The following is a 24,209-nucleotide window of genomic DNA, read 5'->3' as shown; positions in this document are numbered from 1 at the left end:
GTGGTGCGCGCCGTCAATCTCGTCTCGTCTGAGGCCTTCCCCCTCCACCCCTTTCGGGGCACCTCCCCCGTAAGACGGGGGAGGATTAGAGATAAGCGACAACCCGCCCCTTCCGTTTCGCCGGCATTCGTGCGTAGCTGGGGCATGGATCGCAATCACCCCGCATCGGGTTGGCGCGCGGCGGCTTTCGCCGTGGCGTTGTTTGCGGTCACGCTCAACTTCCTGCAACCGCTTGTCCACGCCGCGCTGATGCGCGACGGTGGAGGGACGCCGTGGGCGGCGATGTGCCTGCCCGGCGCTTCGGCCGAAGCCGATCGCGACGGCGCGACGCCGGTTGCGGGCAAGCTGCACGAATGCTGCCTCGGGCTCGCCCACGCGACCCAGGTGAGCGAGCCGCCGTCGCTGTTCGTCATCGTCGGCCTGCCATCCCCCTCCGTCGAACGGCCCGTCCTCACGCAAGAGGCGATGGCGCCGGTCGGCATCCGCGACGGACCCAGTCAACCACGCGCACCGCCCCTCCCCGCCTGACCCATGAACCCGCCGCGCGTGCCCACGCGCGGCATTCGTTTGTCAGTTGGGGAGAGTGCTCATGTTTTCCATCCGGGCGGCGACGTGCGCCGCTCTTGGGCTGTTGGCCCTCGTTCCTGCGTTCGCCGAAGCGCAGCAACCACCGCCTGCCGATCCGGCCGCACCGGCCGTCGACTTGCCGCCCATCACCGTGACCGCCGGCCGCGGCTCGGCACTCGACAGGCTCGACGTCAGCACCACGCTGCTGACGCGCGAGCAGATCCAGGCCCTGCCCGAGACCGGCGTCGACCAGATCGTGAACCGCATCCCGGGCGTCTGGCTGCCCAACATCCCGACCGGCCAGCTGCATCCCACCGCGCAGCCGGTCAACATCCGCGGCTTCGGCACCAGCACGACGATCAACACGCTGGTCATGGTCGACGGCGTGCCGATCAACGATCCCTATTTCCGCACCATCAACTGGAGCACCATCCCCAAGAACTCGGTCGAGCGCATCGAGGTCATCCGCGGCGGCGGCGCCACCAGCCTGTGGGGCAACATGGCGATGGGCGGCGTGATCAACATCGTCACCCGGGAACCGACGAAGACGGGCGCGGCAGCCGACACGAGCTTCGGCAGCTACAACACCGGCACCGCGGAAGTCGCCGGCAGCTATATCGTCAACGACAAGGTCAAGGTCGGGGCGAGCTACAACCACGCCCAGAGCTCGGGCTACAACCTGACGCCGGCGCAGTACCAGAATGCCAACCTGGTGCCGACAGCCTCCAAGGCCGACAACATCGCGGCGAGCGTCTTCCTGGCGCCGGGCGACAAGCTGAAAATCTTCGCCAAGGCCTACTGGAACCAGACCTACGAGGACGGGCTGGTCTGGACCTTCGCCCACAACAACTGGTCGACCTGGCGCCTGCTGCTGGGCGGCAGCTACCAGATCGACGACAAGTCCTCGATCAATTTCAGCGGCTGGCTGAGCAGCGGCTCATTCGGCACCATCAACGTGGCGAGCGGCGGTTACACGCTGAACAACACGAGCTTTCTCAACCAGTTCGTCAGCCAGATCGAGGCTGCCCCCAACGCCGACCAGGGCGGCTCGCTCTTCTACGACGCGAATTTCGGCCCTTTGCGCGACGTCAAGATCGGCGTCGATGCCCGCCGCACCCTGATCACCGACTACAATAACCTCTATGCCAGCGTGAGCGCCAACCCGACGACCTTCGTCGTCAACGGCGAGCATCGGCTGCAGGGCGTGTTCGGCCAGGGCACCTATCGCTTCGGTGGGCTGCCGATCGACGTCACGGTCGGCGTGCGCGGCGACTTCTGGCAAGCAATGAACGCCAGCGTGCTGACCCAGAGCTCCAGCACGCTCAACGTGGTGCCCAACGCCAGCGCCTCGAGCTTCGACCCGCGCGTCGGCCTGAAATTCTACGCCAGTGACGAGCTGACCTTGCGCGCGGCGATCTACCGCAACTTCTCGGCTCCCGGCATGAACCAGATGTATCGCGTCTTCGCCAGCGGCACGAGCTACACGACGATCAATCCCAATCTGCAGCCAATGACGAATTTCGGCCAGGAGGTCGGTTTCGACTTCGAATGGAAGGGCTTCACCCTCTCGGGCACCTACTTCAACAACAACCTCGACAACTTCATCGACTTCGTGACGGTATGCAATACAAACCCGGTCTGCGCCGCACCGTTCGTCTCGGCGGCCGGTCTCAGCCCGGCCTTCACGACGGTCCGCCAATACCAGAACGTCGGTAACGCCACGTTCCAGGGACTCGAGCTGATCGCAACCTGGCAGCCGTTCGAGCAGCTCAGGCTGATGGGAAGCTTCACCAACACGGTCGCCTATCTCACCAGCTCGATCAATCCGACCCTGGTGCGCACCGGCGTCCAGCTCGGCCAGGTGCCGACCTACATGTTCACGGCCGGCGTGGAATGGCGCCCGCTCGAGAACCTGGTCCTCACGGCCTCCCTGAAGGCGTTCCCGCCGTACTGGAACGACACCGGTCACACGACACTGAACGATGGCGCCACCCTGATCGACCTTGGCGTGCGCTGGTCGCCTGCCAAGGATGTCGATATCTATGGCAGCATCCAGAACCTGACGAATGTCCAGTATCTGGCTCAGGGCTACTCGCTGACGTCGTTCGAGGGGTCGACCGTGAACCCTTCGGCGATCCCGCAGCTCGGCATGCCCCTGACGGCAATCGCCGGCTTGAGAGTGAGGTTCTGATGCGTCTGCTGTTGGCACTTGCCGCGCTCTTCCTGTCCGGTTCCACCGCCGTCGCACAGCAGCACCAGCACGGCAAGGCGGGCAACGCGCCCGAGGCCTTCACCGCCGCGCCGGCTTTCGCCCCGGACGGCACGCTGTGGCTGGTGCGGCCGATGGTCGACCGCATCGCCGTGCTGCGCTCGACCGACCTCGGCAAGACCTTCTCCGCGCCCGTGATGGTGACGCCCGAGCCGATGAACCTCGACTGGGGACCCGACGCGCGCGCGCGGATCGCGGTCGATGCCAAGGGAAGCCTGGTCGTCACCTTCGGCATTTTCCAGGACAAGAACTTCAACGGCCGCGCCTTCCTCGCCCGCTCGAGCGACGGTGGCGCCACCTTCACGAAGCCCCGTCCGATCACCGCGGACACGACCAGCCAGCGCTTCGAGATCGCCGGCATCGATCCGGCCGGACGGGTATTCGCCACCTGGCTCGACAAGCGCAACATCGCGCCGGCGCGCGCCGCCGGCAAAGCCTACGCCGGCGCCGCGCTCGCCTATGCCTGGGAGGACGACGGCGCGGCGTTCGGCAAGACCGACATCGCGCTCGACAACACTTGCGAATGCTGTCGGCTCGGTCTCGCCTTCGCCGGGCCCGGCCGTCCCGTGATCGCCTTCCGCAACATCTTCCCCGGATCGGTGCGCGACCACGCCGTCGTCACCTTCAAGGATGCGACGACGCCCGGCCCGCCGCGCCGCGTCAGCACCGACGACTGGAAGATCGAGGCGTGCCCCCATCATGGCCCCAGCCTCGCCGTCGCGCCGGATGGATCGCAGCACGTCGCCTGGTTCACCGATGGCAAGGCGCGCAAGGGCCTGTTCTATGCCCGCGCCGAGACGGCCAACGCAGCCTTCGGCGCGCCGCGCGCCCTGTCCTCACCCGACCGCCAGCCGGCGCGGCCGTACCTGCTCGCCGATGGCCGTGCCGTCCACCTCGTGTGGAAGGAATTCGACGGCAACAAGGTGGTCGTGCGCTGGCAGGTCTCGCGCGACAGCGGCGTGACCTGGAGCACCGCGCGCGCGGTCGCCGAAACCGACGATGCCTCCGATCACCCGCTGCTGGTCAGCCATGCCGGGCGGGCGTACCTGTCGTGGCTCACCAAGTCGCAGGGCTATCGCCTGATCCCGTTGGAGGACCAGCCATGAGACTGTCGATCCTGCTCGCCCTCCTCCTCGCGATGGCGTCGTTCGCCAACGCCGAACCGACCAGCCCATTCGCCTTCGAGCGCGGCAGCTGGGCCAAGCTGCGCGCCAGCCACACTGGTCGGCCGACGGTGATCCATTTCTGGGGACTCACCTGCGGCCCCTGCCTGGTCGAGCTGCCGCATTGGGGCAAGCTGCGCCGGGAACGGCCGGATCTGAAGCTCGTGCTGATCGCCGCCGATCCGCTGCCGCAGGATCCCGGCCGTGTCGCAGCGACCCTCGACAAGGCCGGTCTCTCCGGCAGCGAAAGCTGGAGCTTCACCGACCGCTTCTACGAGCGCCTGCGCTACGAGATCGACCCGGCCTGGGCCGGCGAGCTGCCGCGCACGATCATGATCGACGCCACGGGCGAGGCAACCGTTCTGCCCGGCGTCGCCGATCTTGCCCAGGTTCGCGCCTGGCTCGATACCCAACGCACTTCCCGTCCCTGAGGTCTTTGCTATGCCGATCATTCGCACCGCGCTGGCCAGTGTCCTGGCGCTGATCGCCGTCACCGTCGAAGCCGCCGACTACAAGCTCGGCGCCATCGAGATCAAGCAGCCGTGGACCCGGGCGACGCCGCCGACCGCGCCAACGGGCGGCGGTTACCTGGTCATCACCAACACGGGCACGACACCCGACCGCCTGATTGCCGTGACAAGCCCCAGCGCCGGCAAGGTCGAGTTGCACGAGATGACGATGGAGGGCAGCATCATGCGCATGCGCGAGCTGGCCAAGGGCATCGAGCTGCCGCCCGGCGCCACGGTGACGCTGAAGCCGGGCGGGCTGCACCTGATGTTCATGGAGCTGAAGGCACCGTTCGCACGAGACACCAAGGTGCCGGCGACGCTGGTGTTCGAGAAGGCCGGCAGCATCCCGGTCGAGCTCGCCGTCGAAGCCATGGGCACGACCGCGCCAGGCCAGCACGGGCGGTGAGGAGCCGGACTAAGCCAACGCTTATCGTGTCATCCTGAGCACAGCGAAGGATCTCATCGCCAGAGGTTGCGGAGCACGCCAGCATCTGACGGCGATGAGGTCCTTCACTTCGTTCAGGACGACAAGAACTTGTGCTGCATCGATCCTCATACCGCGACGCGCGCCGGGTGCAGCGCCAGTCCCGGGACATCGACCTTGGTGCGGAACACGCTGCCGCAATTTTCCGACGGACCGCCGCGCGATCCGGTGACGACATAGAGGTCGCGCAGGTCGTCGCCGCCGAAGCACAGGCTGGTGACCATCGGCAGGGGCACCGGCAGGTCGCGCCGATGGCTGCCGTCCGGGTTGAACACGACGACCCGGCCGCCATGGGCGTCGGCAACCCACACCGAGCCGTCGCTCGCCACCTTCAGACCGTCGGGAACGCCGCCGGCGGCGAGAGTCGCGAAAGTCCGCCACGGGCCGACGCTGCCGTCGGCCTTCACGTCGTAGACGCGCACCAGGCCGGAGCGGGCGTCGCAATGGTAGAGCAGCTTGCCGTCGGCCGAGAAGCCGAGGCCATTGGTCAGCATGATGCCGTCCGACACCGTGCGCATGCTGCGGTCGAGATCGATCACGTGCAGATGGCCGGGCTTGGGCGGATCGCCGCCGAACACGCGGAAGGCGAGCGAGCCGACATAGACGCGGCCCGCCCGGTCGGTCGTGAGGTCGTTGAAGCCGGTGGCACCGGGGATCGCTTCCTGGGCGAGGAGCTGGTGCGTCGCGCCATCGCTGCGGCCGACGACGGCAATGTCTCGCCCGCCGACCACCAGACCACCCCCCGCATGCAGCGCCATGCCGCCGATGCCGCGTCGCTTGGGCACCGCCACCGACACCTGGTCGGCCCGGTCGAGCAGGGACACGCCGCCATTGAGGACGTCGCTGAAATAGAGACCGCGAGACGGATCCCACACCGGCCCCTCGATGAGGCCGTAGCCTGTGGCGAGTCGTTGCATGGCGCTCCTCCGCTGAACGCTTGTGATTGCCCGTCGTTCTGGATCACGGGTAGGCGAAGGGAAAGCCAAATCGGGCGCGACGTATCGAGGTGCGAGGCGGCTGTTAGGCGGCGCCCGTATCTCCTTCCTCCCCAGCTTCGCTGGGGAGGTGTCGCCGTCTTACGGCGACGGAGGGGTCATAAGCACCGCGACTGTGACTCATGCCCCCTCCGTCCGCGATGACGCGGACACCTCCCCAGCGAAGCTGGGGAGGAGAAGACTCAGAGCGCCTGCAGCAGGGCCCAGGCGATCATGGCCATGCCGATCACCGAGACGAACCAGACAACGGTGCGCAGCCAGGGGATGCCGATCACGTAGATGATCGCGTAGGCAAGACGCGCCCAGAAGAAGATCATGGCGCCCATCGCCGTCGTCGCGTTGGCCTTGCCGGCGGCGGCGGCGATCAGGACCAGGGCAGCGAACAGCACCAGGTTCTCGATCATGTTGAGATGCGCCCGCTTGGCGCGGCCGGCCCAGCCGGTGATATCGGGAAGACTCTCGCGATTGCCGGCAAGCGTGTTCAGGCCGACCTGGGTGTTGGCGCCCGACGCGGCGACCAGCACCTGGACGAAGCACAGGATCGTGGAGAACAGGAGATACTTGAGATCCGGAGACATCGGTACTCCCCTTTATTGCTTCTACTTGGTCCCGAAGAGGCGGTCGCCCGCGTCTCCCAGGCCGGGGACAATATACCCGTGATCGTTGAGCTCCGCATCGACCGCCGCTGTGAATACCGGCACGTCGGGGTGAACCTCTGCGAAAGCATTGGCACCCTGCACCGAGCCCAGCACGCAAATGAACTTGATTCGCTTGGCGCCCGACTCCTTCAGGCGATCGACGGCGGCGATCGCCGAATGCGCGGTCGCCAGCATGGGATCGCAGACGATGACGTCGCGGTCGGAGATGTCCTGCGGGATCTTGAAGTAATATTCGACCGCCTGCAGCGTGCGCGGATCGCGATAGAGCCCGACATGACCCATGCGGGCAAGCGGCACCAGATCGATGATGCCCTCGGCCAACCCCAGCCCGGCGCGCAGGATCGGCACGACCACCAGCTTCTTGCCGTCGAGCAACGGTGCCTTCATCGCCGCGATCGGCGTCTCTATGCCGGTCTCGACCAGCGGCAGGTCGCGCGTGGCGTCGTAGCCCAGCAGCAGACCCATCTCGCGCAGCAGACGGCGGAAGTTTGTGCTCGAGGTCTGGCGGTCGCGCATCTTGGTGAGCTTGTGCTGCACCAGCGGATGGCTGACGACGTGGACCGACTTCGGCAAGGACATCTCAGCTCTCCCCAAAAAACCCCCAAGCGCAGCGAGGGACCTTTGCTCATGGCCTCAGCTTGAAAGGTCCCTCGCTACGCTCGGGATGACAACGGTGCTTTGTCAAAACACGGTGCCGTCGCTGGCAACGGCAATCGGCGGCCCGCCCCCCGGGCGCCGTTCTGCAGCAAGTACGCGCCCGGCGAACCAGGTGCCCGCTTCCAGCACCTTGACCAGCGGCAGGCGCGCGGCATCGAGGCCGAGATGGCCGCGCACATGGCCGGCAATGCGATCGAGCAGCGCCACCGTCAGCGCGCGCCATTCGACGATCGGCTCGTCGCCGGGCTCAAAGGATTGCTGCAGCAGCGCCGCCTGCTTGGGCCGAAGTGCGCCGGCGTCGACCAGCAACCCGCCGTTGCGATACTCGGGCAGGCCGGTCAGGCGATCCAGCTCGACGACCTTCAGGCCGGCGCCTTCGAACGGCTCGACCAGCGAATAGGACAGCCACTGCGACAGCTTGTGGAAGGGCACCAGCCCAAGCGCCGGATGCGGCCAGACATCGCCCATCGGCCGCGGCCAGATCGACGCGAGCTTGTCGAGCACGGTCGCGAGAATCGATTCGGCCTTCACCTCGCCCGCGACCGCGAGGATGTCGAACAAGGCGCCGGGCCGCGCCAGCCCCGTGGCGCCCAGCTTGCGCAGCAACTCGGCACGCCCCTCGAGGCCGGTCAGGGGGTTGTGCGCCCGCACCTGGAACCCGAACGCGATGTCGGCCGGCGTCAGGTTGGCCAGCCGTTCGGCGTCGACGCGCAAAGGATCGGTGCGGTCGCGGCTGAAGGCGCCGGCGGCGAACATGTGCAGGCTCGCCACCCCCAGCCCTTCCGAGCGGGCGAAGGTCTCGCCGCCGCCAGGCTCGCGATAGGACCAGTCGGGTCCGGCGCCGGCATCGAGCAGCACCGAGACGACGGCGAGGTCGATACGTCGCCGGGCGATCTCTTCCCGCGGCATCCCAGCCAACCGGGCAGCGAGCTCGGACCAGCGGTCGCGGCCGCCGGCCTCGAATTGCCGCCAGCGCGAGTGAAATGGGATCGTCGCCGGGTTGGGAAAGCGACGGCGCGTGATGTCGAGGGTCGCCTGCACCGCGGCTTCGAGTCCGTTGGGATCGACCGCGAACCAGGCGGAGCGACCATCTTCGACGTATTTGAGCATGCCTTCGGCACGCTCGCGGATCGCCACGGGCGTGCGCAGGTACGCAGACAACTCATTCATGGCTAAGCGCGCCGCTCCCGTGGCGCGCCCATAGGCGCGAACTTTGGTCGACGACCCAACGAAAACCTCATCCTGAGGAGGCCGCGTAGCGGACGTCTCGAAGGATGGGCCGCAGACGAAATCGCTGAACAAGCAGTGTCGCAGCACCTGCCACGCTGCCGTCCCTTCGAGATGCGGCCCTGCGGGCCGCTCCTCAGGGTGAGGTTCCTTTGTAAGTTAGCGCCTATGAGGGGCGCGCCCACAGCACTATTCATCGAGGCTCCGCCCCTTGGCCTTGGCCAGATCGGCTGTCGCCGGCTTCAGCAGCGTGAAATAGCCGGCCGCCTTCTTGGCATCCATCTCGACCTGGGCGTCGGCCGGAATCAGCTCGTCTGGAATCGGCACCTGCTCGACCACGTCGATGCCCTGCTCACGCAGGGCGTCCGACTTCATGTTGCTCATCGAGGCGAAGCGATCGATGCGGGCGATGCCCAGCCAGTGGAACAGGTCGGGCATCAGCTCCTGGAAGCGCATGTCCTGCACGCCCGCCACGCATTCGGTGCGGTTGAAGTACTGCGCCGCCGAATCGCCGCCGGGCTGGCGCTTGCGCGCGTTGTAGACCAGGAACTTGGTCACCTCGCCCAGCGCCCGGCCTTCCTTGCGATTGTAGATGACGACGCCGACGCCGCCCCGCTGGGCCATGTCGATGCAGATCTCGATGCCGTGCGCCAGGTAGGGCCGGCAGGTGCAGATATCGGAGCCGAACACGTCGGAGCCGTTGCATTCGTCGTGGAGGCGGCAGGCAATCTTCGTCTCGGGCTTGCCGAGCTTCTCGACATCGCCGAAGAAATAGATCGTGGCGCCGCCGATCGGCGGCAGGAACAGCTCGAGGTCGGGCCGCGTCACCAGCTCGGTGTACATGCCGCCGGTATGCTCGAAGAGCGTACGGCGCAGATCGCTTTCCTTGACGCCGAAACGCTCGGCAATGCCGGGCAGCCACCACACCGGCTCGACCGCCGCCTTGGTCACCCGCACGTCGCCGTTCGGCATCAGGAGATCGTTGTCGGGGCGCAGGCGGCCGGCCGCGATCGCGTCCTTGATCTCGGGCATCTGGACGTGCGCCTTGGTGACCGCGATGGTCGGGCGGATGTCCCAGCCTGCCGCGAGCTTGTCGGCGAAGACGTCGGCCACCATGTGGCCCCACGGATCGAGCGAGACGATCTTCTTGGGGTCGAACCAGCTCTCGAACGGCCCGATCGGCTCGGCGGGGGCGGTATTCGTGAAGTCCGGACGATGGCTGGGCTTCAGTTCCTGGGCCGCAATGGCGAGTGCGCGGTAGATGCCGTAGCTGCCCGAATGGACGCCGATTGCGTTGCGCCGAGCCGGGTTCGCCACCGTGCCGACGACAGGGCCTCTCACCTTGGGATCGCGCGCGCCCCAGACCACCGCGGGGGCCGCTTGGCCACCCTGCGCCGGATGGGTGTTCAGTCTGATGTGAGCCATATGCTTTCCGAGTGCCAAACGCTGGGAAAGCGAGGCATCTTAAGGTCTGAGAGCTAAGAAGGAAAGACGCCCGCAGGGCCAGGAGAGCGATGCCGCGCAATGACGGAGATCAAATCGGACCGCCCCGGGCGCGGGTCCGGGTGGCACTTATTGTCGCACTCGCCGCAACCATTCTGCCCCTGGCAGCGTTGGGGCAGCCGTCGAGCCTGCCGTCCATGTCGACGATCACTTTCGCCCCGGGCTCGTCGACGGTGACCGTCAGCGGCCACGCCCAACCGGGTAGCCGCACGCTTTACTATGTGGCGGCCCAGGCCGGACAGACGATGACCGTGTCGCTGAATCCCGCAGCTGGCTTGGCTTTTCAGGTTTATGGACCGGACACGACCATCGCCCGCGCGGCCGATGGAAGCCCGCTCATCACCGGCCGGACGCTGCCGGGCGCCGGGTCCGCGGACAATGCGCAGGCCTGGATGGGAGCCCTCCCGGCCACCGGCAATTACCTGATTACGGTCGGCCCGATCGGCGCCGCTGGCGCGCTTTTCAGCCTGACCGTAACGCTGCAGTAGATATGCGTTCCCGTATCCTCTTGCCTTCAGGATGCAACTACAGCATAACTACTACCGTCAGCTTGCTGGGCAGGAAAAGGTACGTCTTGGGGCTTATCTAGGGCTTGCCCGCGCTGACTGTGAAGTGCGTGGAGTGCCGGCATGTCTGGGGTGGACCGCCGGCATTTCCTTTTTCTGGGCCTCCGCGCCTACTTCCAATCCACCTTCTTCCAATCCCCAATCCAGTAGTGCGCTCATGGTCTTCCGGACCGCGGGCTGCCGGCCCTGAGCTTGTCGAAGGTCCCGCCCGCTCATGAGCTGAGCATGTGCCCCCCGGTCCAGGGCCAGGGCATTCGCATACCTGGGTAGAGAGCGCGGATATGCGAATGCCCTGCGGACCAGGAGGACCATTGCCCGAAGGGTCGCCTTTGCAGGCGGGCCGCTCGTAATGACACGGCGCCCATGCGGCGTCTAAGCTCGCGCCATGCAGTTCGGTTGGCTTACCCTCTCCATGTCGCCCTCGCCCGACGAGGACAGTGCGCGTATCGACCAGATCATCCAGCAGGTTTGCGCCGCGGAACGATTGGGCTTCTCCGACGTCTGGCTGACCGAGCATTATTTCACCGGCGAGAGCGTCTACAACGATTCGCTTATGTTCGCGGCGGCGCTGGCGATGAAGACCGAGCGCATCCGCATCGGCTTCGCCGTGGTGCAGACACCGTTCCATCATCCGGTGCGCCTGGCCGTGCAGCTCGCCCTTCTCGACAATCTCAGCAAGGGCCGCATCGATGTCGGCATCGGCAAGGGCACGGTCTACAACGAGTACGAATTTGTCGGCCACGGCCTGCGCAGCCACGACAGCCGCGAGCGCATGGAGGAGGCAGTCGACATTCTCGAACGCGCCTGGCGAGAGGCGCCGCTGACCTACGAGGGCAAGTTCCACAAGGTGCACATTCCGGCGCTGAGACCGCGTCCGGTGCAGCAGCCCGGGCCGCCACTCTGGCGCAGCGTCATATCACCCGGCTCCTTCGCCGAGTGCGGCCGCCTCGGCGTGCCCATCCTGACGGCGCGCCTGCCGGTCAATCGAATCAAGGAGCGCTGGGAAACCTATGCCCAGGGCATCGATGCCGGAGGGCATGACGAGAAGACGCGAGCGCGCCTGCTGGCACAGAGCGCGCTATGGCGTAACGTCTATGTCGCGGAGTCGAACGCTCAGGCCGAGGACGAGCTCGCCGCCCTGCTGATCGAGACGCGCGCCCACATGATGCATGTGCGCGAGGCGTACAATCCGCACGACTTCGAGCCAGATCCGGCAACGCTCAATGCCTGGACCGATCCCAAGGTCGGCGACGACAAGGCGATCCCCTACGTTCTCGGCACCGGCTGTCTCTACGGCACGCCGGCGCGCGTGCGCGAGCAGGTGGCCGAACTGCGCGACGTCGGCGTCCGGCACCTGCTCTGCCAGACCGGCTTCGGCGCCATGAGCCACGACCAGAACATGGCCTCGCTGCGCCGCTTCGGCGAGCAGGTGATGCCTGCCTTCAAGTAGAAGGCCGCGTCAGCAGTCGCCGATCCGTTTGCCGCTCACTACCGAGCTGCCCTTGAGCGTCGTGCCGGCCTGGTCCTTGATTAGAAGCTGGCCCAGGCTGCAGCGCAGTCTGTGCCTCCCCTTCGCCGGCAACCATTGACAAGGCGACGACCGCCGCTGCGAGGCTGACAATCTTCAGGTGTCGCGTCTTACGGCGATACCTCCCCAGCGAAGCTGGGGAGGAGGATGAGAGAGTGCCCGGATGCGAATGCCCTCCCCTGCGCTCCCGGGAATCGGCTAGGCTCCGCCAGCACCGGAGGGGACAGCACATGCAGATCGGCATCACGATGTTTGCGACGGACTATGCGATCCCGCCGCACGAACTGGCCATGGAGGCCGAGGCGCGCGGTTACGAATCGGTCTGGTTCCCCGAGCACAGCCACATTCCGACCAGCCGCAAGTCGCCTTGGCCCGGCGGCGCCGAGCTGCCGAAATGGTACTACGACACCTACGATCCGTTCCTTGCCATGGCTGCCGCCGCGGTGGTCACCAAGACCATCAAGCTCGGCACCGGCGTCTGCCTGGTGGTGCAGCGCGATCCGATCCACACCGCCAAGGAAGTCTCGACCGTCGACCGGCTGTCGAATGGCCGGTTGCTTTTCGGAATCGGCGGCGGCTGGAACGCCGAGGAGATGGCCGACCATGGCACGGCGTTCGGCACGCGCTTCAAGCTGATGCGCGAGCGCATCGAGGCGATGAAGGAGATCTGGGCAAAGTCGAAGCCCAAATACGCCGGCGAGATGGTCACGTTCGACGAGATGATGCAATGGCCCAAGCCGGTGCAGAAACCGCATCCGCCGATCATCGTCGGCGGCGGCTTCCCGCAGGGCGCGCGCCGCGCCGTCGCCTACGCCCAGGGCTGGATGCCGATCGGCGGCCGCGGCGGCGATACGCTGGCCATGCTGCCGCCGTTCCGCGCGATGCTGAAGGAGGCCGGCCGTGCCGAAGCCGACGTGCCGGTCACTTTGTTCGGCGTCGGCATGAGCGCCGAGGGGCTGAAACGCGCCCGCGATGCCGGCGTCGCCCGTGTCGTGTTCGGCGTGCCGGCCGAGGCCAAGGACAAGGTCCTGCCGTTGCTCGACAAGGGCGCCGCGCTGATGCGCGAGGTCTGATCGGTCTTGCCGTGACCCCGCCTCTTGCCGGCCTGACGGAAGTCCCCGCCGAGCCGATCCCGCTCTCGGTGCTGACGGGCTTCCTCGGCAGCGGCAAGACCACGCTGCTCTCCAGGGTGCTGGCCGTCCCCGATCTCCGCGACACGGCCGTGCTGATCAGCGAGTTCGGCGCGGTCGCGCTCGATCATCTGCTGCTGGAAGGGACGACCGACGACGTGGTCGAGCTGCCGAACGGTTGCACCTGCTGCGCCGTGCGCCAGGGCCTCGCCGACTCGTTCTACCGGCTGCTGCGCTCGCGCCAGGCGGCCGGCCGACCGGCGTTCCGCCGTATCGCGCTCGAGACCAGCGGTCTCGCCGATCCCGCGCCGACGCTCTACACGCTGTCCGCCGATTCCTTTCTCGAGGCGTCGCTCCGGCTCGACCGCGTCGTGACGACGATCGATGCGGTGCTGGGCGATGCGACGCTCGCGCGCTATCCCGAAGCCACAGCGCAGGCCGCGGTGGCCGATCTCCTTGTCCTGACCAAGACCGACATCGCGCCTGCCCCGGACCCCCTCGTGCAACGCCTGGCGTCCCTGAACCCGCTGGCGCCGATCGTCGATGCCGGCGACGCCGAGGCGAGTGCGATGCTGTTCGGCGGCTCTCCCAAGGCGCTGCCGCGGCCACGGCCGAGCGCGAGCGCGGTGCACGCGCACGGCATCCATGCGCTTTCGGTTCGCCTCCAGAGGCCGATGAGTCGGCTAGGCTTCGCCATGGCGCTGGGCAGGCTGGCGAACGACTATGGTGAGAAGCTCTTGCGGGTGAAAGGTCTCGTCGAATTCTCCGACCGGCCCGAGGGGCCGGCGGCGATTCATGCCGTTCAGCACACGCTTTACCCGCCGCGCTGGCTGGAGCGCTGGCCGGATGCCGACCACACCAGCCGCCTCGTCTTCATCGTGCGGGATCTCCAGCCGGAAGAGATCCTGCACCGGTTCGCCGATGGCGAGCCGGTCTGTGTCGCCCCTCCGGCCGGAGTGACCTGATGCTCGACCTCGCCATCACCGGCGGCACGTGCGTGCTGCCGACCGGAACCCAGGCCGCCGATATCGGCGTGAAGGACGGACGCATCGTCCTGGTCGGCGGCGCCGGCAGCCTGCCGCAAGCGGCGCGCACCGTATCGGCGGAGAACCGCTTGGTGATCCCGGGCGGCATCGATCCGCACATCCATTGCCTGATGCCGGTGCGTGCACCTGGCCGGCCGGACGTGCTGACCGATCCGCCGTCGCAGGTCAGCAAGGCGGCGCTGCACGGCGGCACGACGACCCTGATCGATTTCGTGCAGTGCGTGCACGAGCGGACCGTCCAGGAATCGATCGAGCAGACACAGGCCGCCTGGAAGGATGCCTGCTACTGCGACTACGGCTTCCACCTGACCTTGATGGGCGAGGTACCGACACCGCATTTCGGCCAGCTCGCCGATGCGATGCAGGATGGCCACGCCAGCATCAAGATCTTCACCACCAACATCCGGCCGGGCAACCTCGGCCGGATGGTCCCGCACGGCCATATCTGGGAGGCCTTGAAGGTGGTGGCGGCGGCCGGCGGCATCGCCTGCATCCACGCCGAGGACAACGACATCGTCATGTTCATGTACGAAAAGCTGATGCGCGAGAACCGCGTCAGCTTCGAGCACATGGCCGAGGTGCACAACGCGCTGTCGGAGGAGCTGTCGTTCAACCGCGTGATCCGTCTGGCCGAGAATGTCGAAGGCGCGGCGCTCTACATGGTGCATGTCTCGGCGGCGACCGGCGTGGCGGCGCTTGCCCAGTCGCGGGCGCGCGGTTTCCCGATGTACGGCGAGACCCTGCACCAGTACCTGATGTACAACGCCGAGGACTACAAGCGGCCGGGCGGGCAGATGTTCCACACCTACCCGTCGCTGAAATATCCCGAGGACCAGAAGCGCCTGTGGGAGGCGACCAATCGCGGCGCCATCCAGGTCATCGCCACCGACGAGCTGTGCTGCCCGCTGCGCGTCAAGCTGCAGGGCAGCCGGATCGACGACACCACGGGCGGCAACTCGGGCGTCGAGCCGCGCGTCGGCCTGATGTACACGCAGATGGTCAGCAAGCGCGGCTACTCGGCCGAGCACTTCGTCGACATGATCTCGAGCAACGCCGCGCGCATCATGGGCCTCTATCCGCGCAAGGGCGCGCTGGCGGTGGGATCCGATGCCGACATCGTGCTGCTCGAGACCGGGCTCGAGAAGACGATCCGCGCCGCCGACCTGCACGAGACCGACTACACGCCCTGGGAGGGCCACGTGGTGACGGCGTGGCCCACTGTCACGATCAAGGGCGGCAATGTCGTGGTGGAAAACGGCGCCTTCCACGGTGACCTGCGCCACGGCAAGTTCCTGAAGCGCAAGGTCGCCGACGACATTCGCAGCCGGCCGGCAGTGTAATTCACCTCCCCAAGCAAAGCTTGGGGAGGTGAATGATCATCCCCACCGCCTGGCAATCGCCGCGATGATGTCGTCGACCCGTGCCGCCAGGAGACGCTCGCCCTTGAAGGCGGTGGCGCGGGTCGGGTCGCCGGTGGCGCCGGTGCGCTCGAACGGGCCGTCGAGTGCCAGCCTGTCCATGCGCACGCTGCGCGGGTCGAGCGCCAGCATCACCGACGTCTCGCGCTCGTCGGCGTGGCCGCCCTCCCTGACCTCGATCAGCCGCTCGGCTGTGACGCCGAGGCCGCGCATGTGCAGGATCAGGAGATCGTCGGCACCACCCGAGAGCTCGTCGATCGGCGTCTCGGTCGAGACGCCGGTGTTGAGCAGGACGATCCGCTTGACGCCGTGACTGCGCAGATTGCCCAAAAGCTCCGACAGGAGCGCCTTGAAGGTCGCCGCCGACAGATGCTGACTGCCGGCGAAGGCGGTGAAGGCCGGATAGAAGCCGAAGCCCACGACCGGCGCCACGACGACGGGCAGGCGTTCGACCAGGTGCTGGCCGAGTGCCCGCGCGGTCAGGGCGTCGGTCTTCAGGGGCAGATGCGGGCCGTGCGCCTTGGCGGCGGCGCCGATCGGCACCACGACCACCGTCCCGGCGTCGAAGCGCGCCTTGGCCTCGGGCCAGGTGAGATCCTCCAGCCAGGCTCCAGTGTTCTCGGGCATGAGACGACGCTAGCATGGCGCAACACCGACGAGGAGAACGTCATGCACAGGTTCGCGATCGCCCTGGCCTTGCTGCTCATGACCGCCAGCGCGGCGGCGGCCGATCCGGAGGCCAACAAGAAGGTCGTGCTCGACTTCTACGAGAAGGGCCTGAACCAGAAGGATTTCGAGGCGGCAGCAGTGCATTTCGGGCCACGCTACATCCAGCACAATCCAGGTGCGCCCGACGGCATCGACGGCTTCAAGGCGTTCATCGCCCTGCGCAAGGAGAAATTCCCCAACGCCAGGAGCGAGATCAAGCGCGTCTTCGCCGACGGAGACTTCGTGATTCTGCATGTCCACGGCGTGCGCGAGCCGGGCGAGCGCGGCGTGGCCATCGTCGATATCTTCAGGCTCGAGAAGGGCAAGATCGTCGAGCACTGGGACGTCGTACAGCCGATCCCCGAGAAGCCGGCCAACACCAACGGAATGTTCTGACGCCGATCAACTCTGCCAGGGCAGCTTCACAGGCCTGGGCGGCCGGCTGCCCGGGACGATCATCCTGCGCCACGCCGCGCCCGGTGCCGAGTCGTCGAGGGCAATGCGGCCGCCGATCGGGCTGACGCCGAGCTCCTTCCACAGGGCCGCGAGATCGAGCGGCTCGCCGCGATTGAAATGGCGGTCGACCAAGTTGCTCATTGCCCGAGTGCCGGTGGCGCGATCGCAGGCGGCGGCATAGTCGCCCACCGAGGCGCGCTGCGCTCCGTCGAGCCCGCTCCACAGCACGCCACCCAGGCAATCCTCCAGGCCCTTGGCGCCCTGGCTGGCGCGCCGGATGGCGAGATCGGCGAGCAGCATGAAGGTGGCGCCGCCCCAGTAATTTTCGCGGCCCGAGGCGTTGGCGAGACCGGACGCGAAGGCCGGCACGCCCTTCGGCATGTTGTCGACCCACTCGCGCCACACCTCCTCTTCTGTCTTCCACCCAGCCCGGGCGCGGATGATCGGCTCGACGTAGGTGGCGGCGCCCTCCATGAACCAGGTGCCGCGGCCGCGGATGAACGCCATGCCGGTATGCACCAGCTCGTGGGTCAGCACCCAGTCGCCGAACAGGCGATGGCGATCGACGTCGCTGCCGATCTCGACCATCACGGTGACGCCACCGCCAGGAACGGTGCGGCCATAGCCGACGCCGCGCCGCCCGGCCATCGGCACCAGCCCGAGCAGCGCCTGCCGCGCCGTAAAACCCTGCCAGTAGTTCGCCTGCGCCTGGACAGTCCGCTCGACCCAGTCGAGGACATCGGCGCGGCCCGCCTCGGCGACACCGTCGAGCAGGGCGACGCGCAGCACGCCGTGGGCTGCCGGCTGGCCGGGCCGCAGCGATCCGGGGGCCGGCACGGCCAACTCGCGCCAGGTCAGCCGGCCGAGCGCCGTGTAGCCGGCGAAGCGCACGGTGGTACCGGCGAGCCGCCAGGCATCGCCGACCCTGGGCAGGCCTGCGGCGAACGCCAGTCCTCGGGCATTGGTCACGCGGATGTCGATGACGGGGGGCCGGTCGTAGCCGTGCGGCTCGATCAGCCAGCTCCCCAAGGTCGCGAGCACGCCGTTGCCGCGCTGCACGGCGAGCGATGTCGAGTCGGCGGCGCGCGCAAAGCCCGACAGGTCGAAGCGATAGCGCGCCTCGGCGAGGCCGTTGCCCTGCTCGACCTCGAGGTCGCCGACGTACGGCGCGGCGCGCGCCTCGCCCATCTCGAAGGCGACCGGCTGCGGCGCGCGACAACGAACCGTGACATCGAGGCCGAGGCCGCCACGCTCGCTCAACCGGGCGTCGACCGTGCAGTCGGGGACCGCGACCGGCTGCGCCAGGACCGGCGAGGCCGCCAGCAGGGCAGCAAGGAGCGTTCGGCGGAACATGGCAAACGCTACCATGTGCTAGCGTGGAGCCAATGAACCCGGTCGTTCACGTTTTGCGGCGCATGGGGGGACGCGCCACCACGATCCTGCCGCTGGCGCTGGGCGTCGGCTTGCTGTTCCAGGACGTCGCCGCAGCGGCGCGGCCCCTGCTCTGGCCGCTCGCCGTCGTGCTGCTGATGCTGGCACTGGCCCGCATGGACTGGGCCCGCGTGTCCTATCTGTTGCGCCGGCCCGGCCTCGCCATCCTGCTGTCGCTGGCGAGCCTGATCGTCGTCCCCCTGGCCGTCTGGCCGGTCTGGCAGACGCTCGGCCTGTGGCCTGGCCTGGTGACCGCGCTCTGCCTCAGCGCCATGGCGCCTGGCACCATCTCGGCGCCGACCACCGCTGGCTTCCTGCGTCTCGACTCCTCGCTCGCGGTGCTGATGACCCTGTTCAGCAATTTCCTCGTGCCCTTCACCTTGCCCCCGCTGGCCCTGTGGCTGCTGGGCTTCGAGCTGCACATCAGCGCGGTCGAGCTCAGCCTGCGGCTGGCGCTGATCGTCGTGCTGGCCGCGCTCGGCGCGTGGGCGATTCGCCGCGCCCTCGCCGGTCGCCTGGTCGAGCACGTGCCGACGCTCGACGGCCTGTCCGTCATCGTGCTGATGATCTTCGCCATCCCTCTGATGGACGGGGTGGTGGCGCGCGCCATTGCCGAACCCGTCAAGCTCGCCGGCTTCATCGCCGGCGCCTTCGCCGGCATGGTGCTGTGCAACCTGATCCTGACAGCGGGCTGCCTGCCCTTCCTCTCCGGGCGCGAGGCGCTGACCGCGGGCTACTGCTCGGGCGGCCGCCACAATGCGCTGCTGATGGCGGTGCTGCCGGCCTCCGCCGATCCCGACGTCTTCCTGTTCATCGCCGCTGTGCAGTTCCCGCTCTACCTGATGCCCACCCTGCTCGAGCCGGTGTATCGAAGGTTGTTGCGAGGGTGAAGGAACAAAAGTGATCCATCATTCTGTCGTCCTGAGCGCAGCGAAGGACCTCATCGCCGTGGGCCACGAGTGTGCTTTGAGACTTCTGGCGATGAGATCCTTCGCTGCGCTCAGGATGACAACGGGGGTGTCGCCTAGCCCACCGCCGGCTCCGGCCATTTCCTCTGCGCGCCGCGCGCTGCCTCGAACCAGCGCGCCAGGCGCATCACGCCGAGATCGTCGAAGCGGCGGCCGGCGATCTGGACGCCGATCGGCTTGCCCTCGCTGCTGTAGGCGCAATTGATCGAGGCGGCCGGCTGCTCGCTCATGTTGTAGGGCATGGTGAAGGAAATGTGCTCGAGCGGCCGCTTGACGTCATTGGTCGGCGTCTCCCACTCGGCGCGATAGGTCGGGACCGGCGAGACCGGCGACAGGACATAGTCGAAGCCACGCGTCGCTTTGATCGCGGCGGCGCGGATCGCCATGTAGTTGTTGACCGTGCGGATCACCGCCGCCCCCGAGACGTCGGCACCGCCGCGACACCAGTCGGCGATGAAGGGCAGCACGCTCGCCTGCCGGGCGTGGCTCAGGCCCGAGAAATCGACCCAGCTGCGCACCCGCCAGAACAGATCCTGCAGATGCAGCATCTCGGGCGAGAGGAACGGCGCCACCGGCTCGATTGCGGCGCCGGCATCGGCAAACAGCTTCGCTGCCCCTTCGATGGCCGCCTTGACCTCCGGATCGACCGGCAGACCCGAGCCGGCGTCGAGATGGAGGCCGATCTTCAGGCCGTTGGGCTCGAGTGGCCCCGCGCTCCAATCGAGACTCGCCAACGGCAGGCTCATGTGATCACGCCAATCCGCCTTGGCGAGCTCCGCCATCAGCAGGGCCGAATCGGCCACCGTGCGCGTCATCGGTCCGACGACGCGGCCAAAGTAGGGCGGATCGACCGGCACGCGGCCCAGGCTTGGCTTCAGGGTGAAGATGCCGTTCCAGGTCGCCGGCAGGCGCACCGAGCCACCAATGTCGGTGCCGAGATGCAGCGGGCCGTAGCCGGCGGCCGCCGCAGCGCCCGCGCCGGCGCTCGAGCCGCCGGGGTTCCAGGCGAGATTCCAGGGATTGCGCGTCAGCGGATGGAACGAGCTCCTGCCCGACGACAGCATGCCGTAGTCGGGCATGGTGGTTTTGGCCAGGATCAGAGCCCCCGCTTCGCGCACCCGCGCCGCTGCTGGCGCATCGGCGGCAGCCGGCATAAGCTCGGCCGCTGCCGTACCGAGCGGCACCGGCACCCCCCTCGTGGCGATGTTCTCCTTGATGGTGATCGGCACGCCATCCAGCGCGCCTTTCGGCTCGCCCTTCTGCCAGCGCTGCTCCGCGGCTTTGGCTTCCTTGCGTGCGCCGTCGAAATCGGGCGCGTAGAGCGCCTTCAGTTTGGGCTCCCAGGCCTCGATGCGGGAAATCACGGCGTCGACCGCCTCGACGGGCGACAGCGTGCGGGATTTGTAGGCGGCCAGCAGGTCGACCGCGGCCATGTCATGGATGTTCGTCATTCGGAGACCTTAGCCGTTGCGCGATGAAGCGCGTCAAGATCGGAGCAAGAAACAGCACGGCGATCATGCGCACGGTTTGCATGGCCATCACGAAGGAAACGTCGACGTTGGTCGAGGCGGCGATGATGGCGATCGAATCGGAGCCGCCCGGGCTGGTCGCGAGATAGGCGGTCAGCGGATCGATGCCGGCGCCGTAGACCAGCATGGCCGCCACGCCGCCGCACAACGCGATCAATACAAAGGTGGCGGCAATGATGCGCGGCAAGGCGCGCGCGGCGTGCAGCAGCAGGGGACGGGTGAAGCGCAAGCCCACGTTCCAGCCGACCAGCGTATAGCTGATCGCCATCAGCCAGGGCGGCAGCTCGATCGTCATCAGGCCGAAATGGGTGAGAACGATGCCGCCGATCATCGGCACCAGGAAGGCGCCGGCGGGAATGCGCAGCCACTTGGCCAGCAGCGGGCCGATGATGGCGAGCGCCAGGGTCTCGCCGAGAGCCAGCCAATCGAGCCTGGGGAACCACACGACCTCGGAGTCGCCGTGGGCGACGCTGACTCCGAACAGCTTGGCGACCAGCGCCGCGACGCCGGCCACCATCACGACCCGCAGATATTGCATGAGGGCGACCAGCCGTATGTCGGCGCCGTAGGATTCGGCCATGATGGTCATGACCGAGGCGGCGCCCGGGCTCATGCCCCACAGCCCCGTGGTCCCGGGCAGAATCTGCAGGCGGGTCATCAGCCAGCCGAGGAAGCTCGAGGCGGCGACGACGAACAGGATCGCAGCAGTGAACATCTGCCAGTGGGCGAGGATGTCGCCCATGATCGACAGCGGCACCATCTTGGCGATCAGGCAGCCGATCAGGCCCTGGGCAAGCACGAACGGCGTCAGGGGAAAGTGCACGCGGCCGCCGGCGGAGGCGATCACGATGGCAGCGATCAGCGGCCCCAGCATCAGGGCGGCGGGCGCATGCAGCCAGAACAGCAACGCACCGAGCGCGGCGGAGAGACCGAGCAGCGCCGTCCAGACCAACACCTACTGGGCGAGCTCCTCGGCCTCGCCGTTCATCGTCCGGATGGTCGCCATCAGCTCGGCGGCCGCTATCTCGAGCCGCGCCGCATCGATGCCGCGCAGCACCAGCGAGACGCTGGGCTTGCCGTTGCGGAAAGCCGGGTAGCTGCCGATATCGAGATCCTGGTAGCGCTGCTGCAGGGCGCCCAGCGGCTCGGCGATGATGCCCTCCGGCAGGTTGGTGCGCACGGTGCGCGACAGCATCGGATCGCCGCCGACCAGCCGGTGCTTCATCGACTGGAACATCGCCTCGGCGACCTTGGGGATGCCGGCGAAGGTGAAGACGTTCTCCATCTGGAAGCCGGGCGCCACCGATACCGGGTTGTCGACCAGCGTGCCGCCATGGGGAACCCGCGCCATGCGCCGCCGGGCAGGCGTGAACAGGGCGACATCGCCGTAGTGCCGGGTCATGCGCGCCACTGCCTCGGGATGCTCGGAAATGCCGACGCCGAAGGCCTTGGCGATGGAATCGGCGGTGATGTCGTCGTGCGTCGGGCCGATGCCCCCGGTGGTGAACACGTAGTCGAACTTGGCGCGCACCTCGTTGATGGTGGCAACGATGGTCGCCTCGATGTCGGGGATGACCCGGCATTCCATGACCCGCACGCCCAGCAGGCCGAGCTCGGTGGCGAGGTACTGGATGTTGGAATCGCGGGTCCGGCCGCTCAGGATTTCGTTGCCAATGACCACGATGCAAGCGGTTACGGTCTTTACCGGCGGCGACATGCGACTCTCTTTTTCCTTTCGTTTCAGGACATTAGCGGAGGGCGACCGGTCGGCCAAGCGGCGCACGGCCTTGTTACCGCCGGTATCGCATGCCAAATAGGGGCCATGAGCAGCCCCCGCGACATCATCGACGACAGCGCCGACTACTGGCGGCGCGACGAGCGCACGATCAAGCTCCATGGACCCGAGGGGTTCGAGGGCATGCGGCGCGCCGGCCGGCTGGCCGCCGAGACGCTCGATTTCATCACCCCCCATGTGCAGCCCGGCGTCACCACCGGCGAGCTCGACAAGCTCTGCCACGACTACATCCTGGATCACCAGGCGATCCCGGCGCCGCTCGGCTACCGCGGATACCCGAAGTCGATCTGCACCTCGATCAATCACGTGGTCTGCCACGGTATCCCATCCGACAAGCGCCTGCAGAACGGCGACATCGTCAACATCGACGTGACGGTGATCCTCGACGGCTGGTATGGCGACACCAGCCGCATGTTCTTTGCCGGCGAGGTCGGCGTGAAGGCGCGCAAGCTGTGCGATATCACCTACGAAGCGATGATGCGCGGCATTGCCGCCGCCCGCCCGGGCGGCCATGTCGGCGACATCGGCCATGCCATCCAGAGCTATGTCGAGGCGCAGCGCTTCTCCGTGGTGCGCGACTTCTCGGGCCATGGTCTCGGCCGCATCTTCCACGATGCGCCGAACATTCTGCATTACGGCAAGGCCGGCACCGGTCCGGTGCTCAAGCCCGGCATGTTCTTCACTGTCGAGCCGATGGTGAATGCCGGCACCTGGCAGGTGAAGATCCTGAGCGACGGCTGGACGGCGGTGACGCGCGACAAGCAGCTCTCCGCCCAGTTCGAGCATTCGGTGGGCGTCACGGAGACCGGTGTCGAGTTCTTCACCCTCTCGCCGCGCGAGCTCGCCAAGCCGCCCTACGACCTCGGCACTGCCTTGCCGGCCGAGCAACGCCAAACCGTGACGGCCTGAGCCCGCATGGCGCGGCGCAAGGCGGAGGCCGCAGAGCCGGCCCTCATGGCCGGCGCCGCCAGCGACGATGCGCTGCTCTCCCTGCTCGCGGCCGGCCTGCGCCTGCAGTCGGCCGGTGACTCCCGCTGGAAGGTGAGCGGCAACACCCTGCCCAACCGCGATCTCCTGCGCGGCGTCGGCGGCACCTGGAACAAGCTCGACCAGTGCTGGGAGTTCGCCGGCGACGACCCGACCACGCGGCTCGCCGCTGCCCTCGCCGCAGCGCCGCCCCCGACCGGCCACAACAGCGGCGCGTCGGAACCTCGGCCGAAGCCGCACTATCACGGCCATCGGCAGCGCGTCCGCGAGCGTGTGATGGCGGCCGGCGTCGAAGCGCTGGCCGACTACGAGCTGCTCGAGCTGCTGCTGTTCTATTCGATCCAGCGCATCGACACCAAGCCGCTGGCCAAGCGCCTGCTCGAGCGCTTCGGTACCCTGGGCGACATATTCGCCGCCGAACCCCAGCAGCTGCGCGAATTCGACATCGACCAGCGCACCCTGGTGCAGTTCAAGGCGCTGCGCGAGGTTGCCCGCCGGCTGGCCGAGCGCAAGGTCAAGAACATGCCCGTCCTGACCAACTGGCAGCAGCTCATCGACTACTGCCACACCGCTCTGGCGCACGAGAAGACCGAGCAGTTCCGCATCCTCTTCCT

At 67.5% G+C, this 24,209-nt stretch carries 24 protein-coding genes; 14 read left to right on the top strand and 10 right to left on the bottom strand.

Annotation, left to right across the window (positions count from 1 at the left end):
* Window positions 1-144 precede the first annotated feature (144 nt).
* From ACILR9_RS34455 to ACILR9_RS34435, 5 genes are all read left to right on the top strand, one after another.
* A complete protein-coding gene (locus ACILR9_RS34455; protein WP_395714518.1) occupies window positions 145-528 on the top strand; it encodes a DUF2946 family protein in 384 nt (127 codons plus the stop codon).
* Between the two features lie 61 nt (window positions 529-589).
* Window positions 590-2,758, top strand: a complete 2,169-nt coding sequence (locus tag ACILR9_RS34450; RefSeq protein ID WP_395714517.1) for a TonB-dependent receptor — start codon at window positions 590-592, stop codon at window positions 2,756-2,758.
* Window positions 2,758-3,942 carry an exo-alpha-sialidase gene (locus tag ACILR9_RS34445; RefSeq protein ID WP_395714516.1) on the top strand — a complete coding sequence of 395 codons (1,185 nt, stop codon included), beginning with the start codon at window positions 2,758-2,760 and terminating at the stop codon, window positions 3,940-3,942. The genes ACILR9_RS34450 and ACILR9_RS34445 overlap by 1 nt, the downstream gene beginning before the upstream one ends.
* Window positions 3,939-4,430 carry a TlpA family protein disulfide reductase gene (locus ACILR9_RS34440; protein ID WP_395714515.1) on the top strand — a complete coding sequence of 164 codons (492 nt, stop codon included), beginning with the start codon at window positions 3,939-3,941 and terminating at the stop codon, window positions 4,428-4,430. Before ACILR9_RS34445 ends, ACILR9_RS34440 begins: the two co-directional genes overlap by 4 nt.
* A gap of 10 nt (window positions 4,431-4,440) precedes the next feature.
* Entirely contained in the window at window positions 4,441-4,914 is a 474-nt protein-coding gene (locus ACILR9_RS34435) for a copper chaperone PCu(A)C (protein ID WP_395714514.1), read from the top strand.
* 146 nt (window positions 4,915-5,060) lie between these two features.
* Here ACILR9_RS34435 and ACILR9_RS34430 read toward each other — a convergent pair whose 3' ends face one another.
* From ACILR9_RS34430 to ACILR9_RS34410, 5 genes are all read right to left on the bottom strand, one after another.
* Window positions 5,061-5,909 carry an SMP-30/gluconolactonase/LRE family protein gene (locus tag ACILR9_RS34430; RefSeq protein ID WP_395714513.1) on the bottom strand — a complete coding sequence of 283 codons (849 nt, stop codon included), beginning with the start codon at window positions 5,907-5,909 and terminating at the stop codon, window positions 5,061-5,063.
* A gap of 260 nt (window positions 5,910-6,169) precedes the next feature.
* On the bottom strand, window positions 6,170-6,565 hold the full coding sequence (locus tag ACILR9_RS34425) for an MAPEG family protein (protein ID WP_395714512.1): 396 nt from the start codon (window positions 6,563-6,565) through the stop codon (window positions 6,170-6,172).
* Between the two features lie 21 nt (window positions 6,566-6,586).
* On the bottom strand, window positions 6,587-7,225 hold the full coding sequence (upp, locus tag ACILR9_RS34420) for a uracil phosphoribosyltransferase (RefSeq protein ID WP_395714511.1): 639 nt from the start codon (window positions 7,223-7,225) through the stop codon (window positions 6,587-6,589).
* Between the two features lie 102 nt (window positions 7,226-7,327).
* A complete protein-coding gene (locus ACILR9_RS34415; protein WP_395714510.1) occupies window positions 7,328-8,473 on the bottom strand; it encodes a URC4/urg3 family protein in 1,146 nt (381 codons plus the stop codon).
* Window positions 8,474-8,719: 246 nt separating this feature from the next.
* Window positions 8,720-9,973, bottom strand: a complete 1,254-nt coding sequence (locus ACILR9_RS34410) for a GTP cyclohydrolase II (RefSeq protein WP_395714509.1) — start codon at window positions 9,971-9,973, stop codon at window positions 8,720-8,722.
* 71 nt (window positions 9,974-10,044) lie between these two features.
* Between ACILR9_RS34410 and ACILR9_RS34405 the strand changes: the two genes are divergently transcribed.
* The 5 genes from ACILR9_RS34405 (at window position 10,045) to ACILR9_RS34385 (ending at window position 15,643) form a co-directional block, all read left to right on the top strand.
* Entirely contained in the window at window positions 10,045-10,521 is a 477-nt protein-coding gene (locus tag ACILR9_RS34405; RefSeq protein ID WP_395714508.1) for a hypothetical protein, read from the top strand.
* Window positions 10,522-10,984: 463 nt separating this feature from the next.
* Window positions 10,985-12,049, top strand: coding sequence for an LLM class flavin-dependent oxidoreductase (locus ACILR9_RS34400; protein ID WP_395714507.1), 1,065 nt, complete (start codon window positions 10,985-10,987; stop codon window positions 12,047-12,049).
* Window positions 12,050-12,357: 308 nt separating this feature from the next.
* The gene (locus ACILR9_RS34395; RefSeq protein WP_395714506.1) at window positions 12,358-13,200 is read left to right on the top strand and encodes an LLM class F420-dependent oxidoreductase; all 843 of its coding nucleotides are present in this window, start codon (window positions 12,358-12,360) and stop codon (window positions 13,198-13,200) included.
* An 11-nt stretch (window positions 13,201-13,211) separates the two neighbouring features.
* Window positions 13,212-14,222, top strand: coding sequence for a CobW family GTP-binding protein (locus tag ACILR9_RS34390; protein ID WP_395714505.1), 1,011 nt, complete (start codon window positions 13,212-13,214; stop codon window positions 14,220-14,222).
* Window positions 14,222-15,643, top strand: a complete 1,422-nt coding sequence (locus ACILR9_RS34385) for a dihydroorotase family protein (protein WP_395714504.1) — start codon at window positions 14,222-14,224, stop codon at window positions 15,641-15,643. The genes ACILR9_RS34390 and ACILR9_RS34385 overlap by 1 nt, the downstream gene beginning before the upstream one ends.
* Window positions 15,644-15,679: 36 nt before the next feature.
* Here the strand turns inward: ACILR9_RS34385 and ACILR9_RS34380 are convergent, their stop codons facing one another.
* A complete protein-coding gene (locus tag ACILR9_RS34380; RefSeq protein WP_395714503.1) occupies window positions 15,680-16,348 on the bottom strand; it encodes a creatininase family protein in 669 nt (222 codons plus the stop codon).
* A gap of 42 nt (window positions 16,349-16,390) precedes the next feature.
* Between ACILR9_RS34380 and ACILR9_RS34375 the strand changes: the two genes are divergently transcribed.
* Window positions 16,391-16,825 carry a nuclear transport factor 2 family protein gene (locus ACILR9_RS34375; RefSeq protein ID WP_395714502.1) on the top strand — a complete coding sequence of 145 codons (435 nt, stop codon included), beginning with the start codon at window positions 16,391-16,393 and terminating at the stop codon, window positions 16,823-16,825.
* Between the two features lie 6 nt (window positions 16,826-16,831).
* Here the strand turns inward: ACILR9_RS34375 and ACILR9_RS34370 are convergent, their stop codons facing one another.
* The gene (locus ACILR9_RS34370; protein WP_395714501.1) at window positions 16,832-18,238 is read right to left on the bottom strand and encodes a hypothetical protein; all 1,407 of its coding nucleotides are present in this window, start codon (window positions 18,236-18,238) and stop codon (window positions 16,832-16,834) included.
* 32 nt (window positions 18,239-18,270) lie between these two features.
* Between ACILR9_RS34370 and ACILR9_RS34365 the strand changes: the two genes are divergently transcribed.
* Window positions 18,271-19,206: a hypothetical protein gene (locus ACILR9_RS34365; RefSeq protein ID WP_395714500.1), complete on the top strand. Its 936-nt coding sequence runs from the start codon at window positions 18,271-18,273 to the stop codon at window positions 19,204-19,206.
* A 134-nt stretch (window positions 19,207-19,340) separates the two neighbouring features.
* Here ACILR9_RS34365 and ACILR9_RS34360 read toward each other — a convergent pair whose 3' ends face one another.
* Genes ACILR9_RS34360 through ACILR9_RS34350 form a run of 3 tightly spaced genes read right to left on the bottom strand, consistent with a single transcriptional unit; the run spans window position 19,341 to window position 22,530 of the window.
* The gene (locus ACILR9_RS34360) at window positions 19,341-20,735 is read right to left on the bottom strand and encodes an amidase (RefSeq protein ID WP_395714499.1); all 1,395 of its coding nucleotides are present in this window, start codon (window positions 20,733-20,735) and stop codon (window positions 19,341-19,343) included.
* Window positions 20,719-21,768, bottom strand: coding sequence for an AbrB family transcriptional regulator (locus tag ACILR9_RS34355; RefSeq protein WP_395714498.1), 1,050 nt, complete (start codon window positions 21,766-21,768; stop codon window positions 20,719-20,721). Before ACILR9_RS34355 ends, ACILR9_RS34360 begins: the two co-directional genes overlap by 17 nt.
* Window positions 21,769-22,530: a competence/damage-inducible protein A gene (locus ACILR9_RS34350; protein WP_395714497.1), complete on the bottom strand. Its 762-nt coding sequence runs from the start codon at window positions 22,528-22,530 to the stop codon at window positions 21,769-21,771. It lies immediately after the preceding gene.
* 105 nt (window positions 22,531-22,635) lie between these two features.
* Here ACILR9_RS34350 and map point away from each other — a divergent pair, with 105 nt between their 5' ends.
* Both map and ACILR9_RS34340 read left to right on the top strand, forming a co-directional pair.
* The gene (gene map / locus ACILR9_RS34345; protein WP_395714496.1) at window positions 22,636-23,517 is read left to right on the top strand and encodes a type I methionyl aminopeptidase; all 882 of its coding nucleotides are present in this window, start codon (window positions 22,636-22,638) and stop codon (window positions 23,515-23,517) included.
* A gap of 6 nt (window positions 23,518-23,523) precedes the next feature.
* On the top strand, window positions 23,524-24,209 hold a 686-nt coding region (locus ACILR9_RS34340), incomplete at its 3' end, for a UPF0758 domain-containing protein (protein ID WP_395714495.1).

It is taken from the genome of Reyranella sp. (assembly GCF_044224635.1).
GTDB lineage: Bacteria > Pseudomonadota > Alphaproteobacteria > Reyranellales > Reyranellaceae > Reyranella.
The sequence above is the reverse complement of the archived record's forward strand: the minus strand, read 5'-3'. Positions and strand labels throughout refer to the sequence as shown.

Coding starts and splice junctions, on each gene's coding strand:
- map (WP_395714496.1), top strand. CDS start 22,636: ATGAGCAGCCCCCGCGACATCATCGACGACAGCGCCGACTACTGGCGG.
- ACILR9_RS34365 (WP_395714500.1), top strand. CDS start 18,271: ATGAACCCGGTCGTTCACGTTTTGCGGCGCATGGGGGGACGCGCCACC.
- upp (WP_395714511.1), bottom strand. CDS start 7,225: ATGTCCTTGCCGAAGTCGGTCCACGTCGTCAGCCATCCGCTGGTGCAG.
- ACILR9_RS34425 (WP_395714512.1), bottom strand. CDS start 6,565: ATGTCTCCGGATCTCAAGTATCTCCTGTTCTCCACGATCCTGTGCTTC.
- ACILR9_RS34370 (WP_395714501.1), bottom strand. CDS start 18,238: ATGTTCCGCCGAACGCTCCTTGCTGCCCTGCTGGCGGCCTCGCCGGTC.
- ACILR9_RS34445 (WP_395714516.1), top strand. CDS start 2,758: ATGCGTCTGCTGTTGGCACTTGCCGCGCTCTTCCTGTCCGGTTCCACC.
- ACILR9_RS34415 (WP_395714510.1), bottom strand. CDS start 8,473: ATGAATGAGTTGTCTGCGTACCTGCGCACGCCCGTGGCGATCCGCGAG.
- ACILR9_RS34430 (WP_395714513.1), bottom strand. CDS start 5,909: ATGCAACGACTCGCCACAGGCTACGGCCTCATCGAGGGGCCGGTGTGG.
- ACILR9_RS34395 (WP_395714506.1), top strand. CDS start 12,358: ATGCAGATCGGCATCACGATGTTTGCGACGGACTATGCGATCCCGCCG.
- ACILR9_RS34360 (WP_395714499.1), bottom strand. CDS start 20,735: ATGACGAACATCCATGACATGGCCGCGGTCGACCTGCTGGCCGCCTAC.
- ACILR9_RS34375 (WP_395714502.1), top strand. CDS start 16,391: ATGCACAGGTTCGCGATCGCCCTGGCCTTGCTGCTCATGACCGCCAGC.
- ACILR9_RS34440 (WP_395714515.1), top strand. CDS start 3,939: ATGAGACTGTCGATCCTGCTCGCCCTCCTCCTCGCGATGGCGTCGTTC.
- ACILR9_RS34350 (WP_395714497.1), bottom strand. CDS start 22,530: ATGTCGCCGCCGGTAAAGACCGTAACCGCTTGCATCGTGGTCATTGGC.
- ACILR9_RS34400 (WP_395714507.1), top strand. CDS start 10,985: ATGCAGTTCGGTTGGCTTACCCTCTCCATGTCGCCCTCGCCCGACGAG.
- ACILR9_RS34435 (WP_395714514.1), top strand. CDS start 4,441: ATGCCGATCATTCGCACCGCGCTGGCCAGTGTCCTGGCGCTGATCGCC.
- ACILR9_RS34450 (WP_395714517.1), top strand. CDS start 590: ATGTTTTCCATCCGGGCGGCGACGTGCGCCGCTCTTGGGCTGTTGGCC.
- ACILR9_RS34380 (WP_395714503.1), bottom strand. CDS start 16,348: ATGCCCGAGAACACTGGAGCCTGGCTGGAGGATCTCACCTGGCCCGAG.
- ACILR9_RS34385 (WP_395714504.1), top strand. CDS start 14,222: ATGCTCGACCTCGCCATCACCGGCGGCACGTGCGTGCTGCCGACCGGA.
- ACILR9_RS34455 (WP_395714518.1), top strand. CDS start 145: ATGGATCGCAATCACCCCGCATCGGGTTGGCGCGCGGCGGCTTTCGCC.
- ACILR9_RS34405 (WP_395714508.1), top strand. CDS start 10,045: ATGCCGCGCAATGACGGAGATCAAATCGGACCGCCCCGGGCGCGGGTC.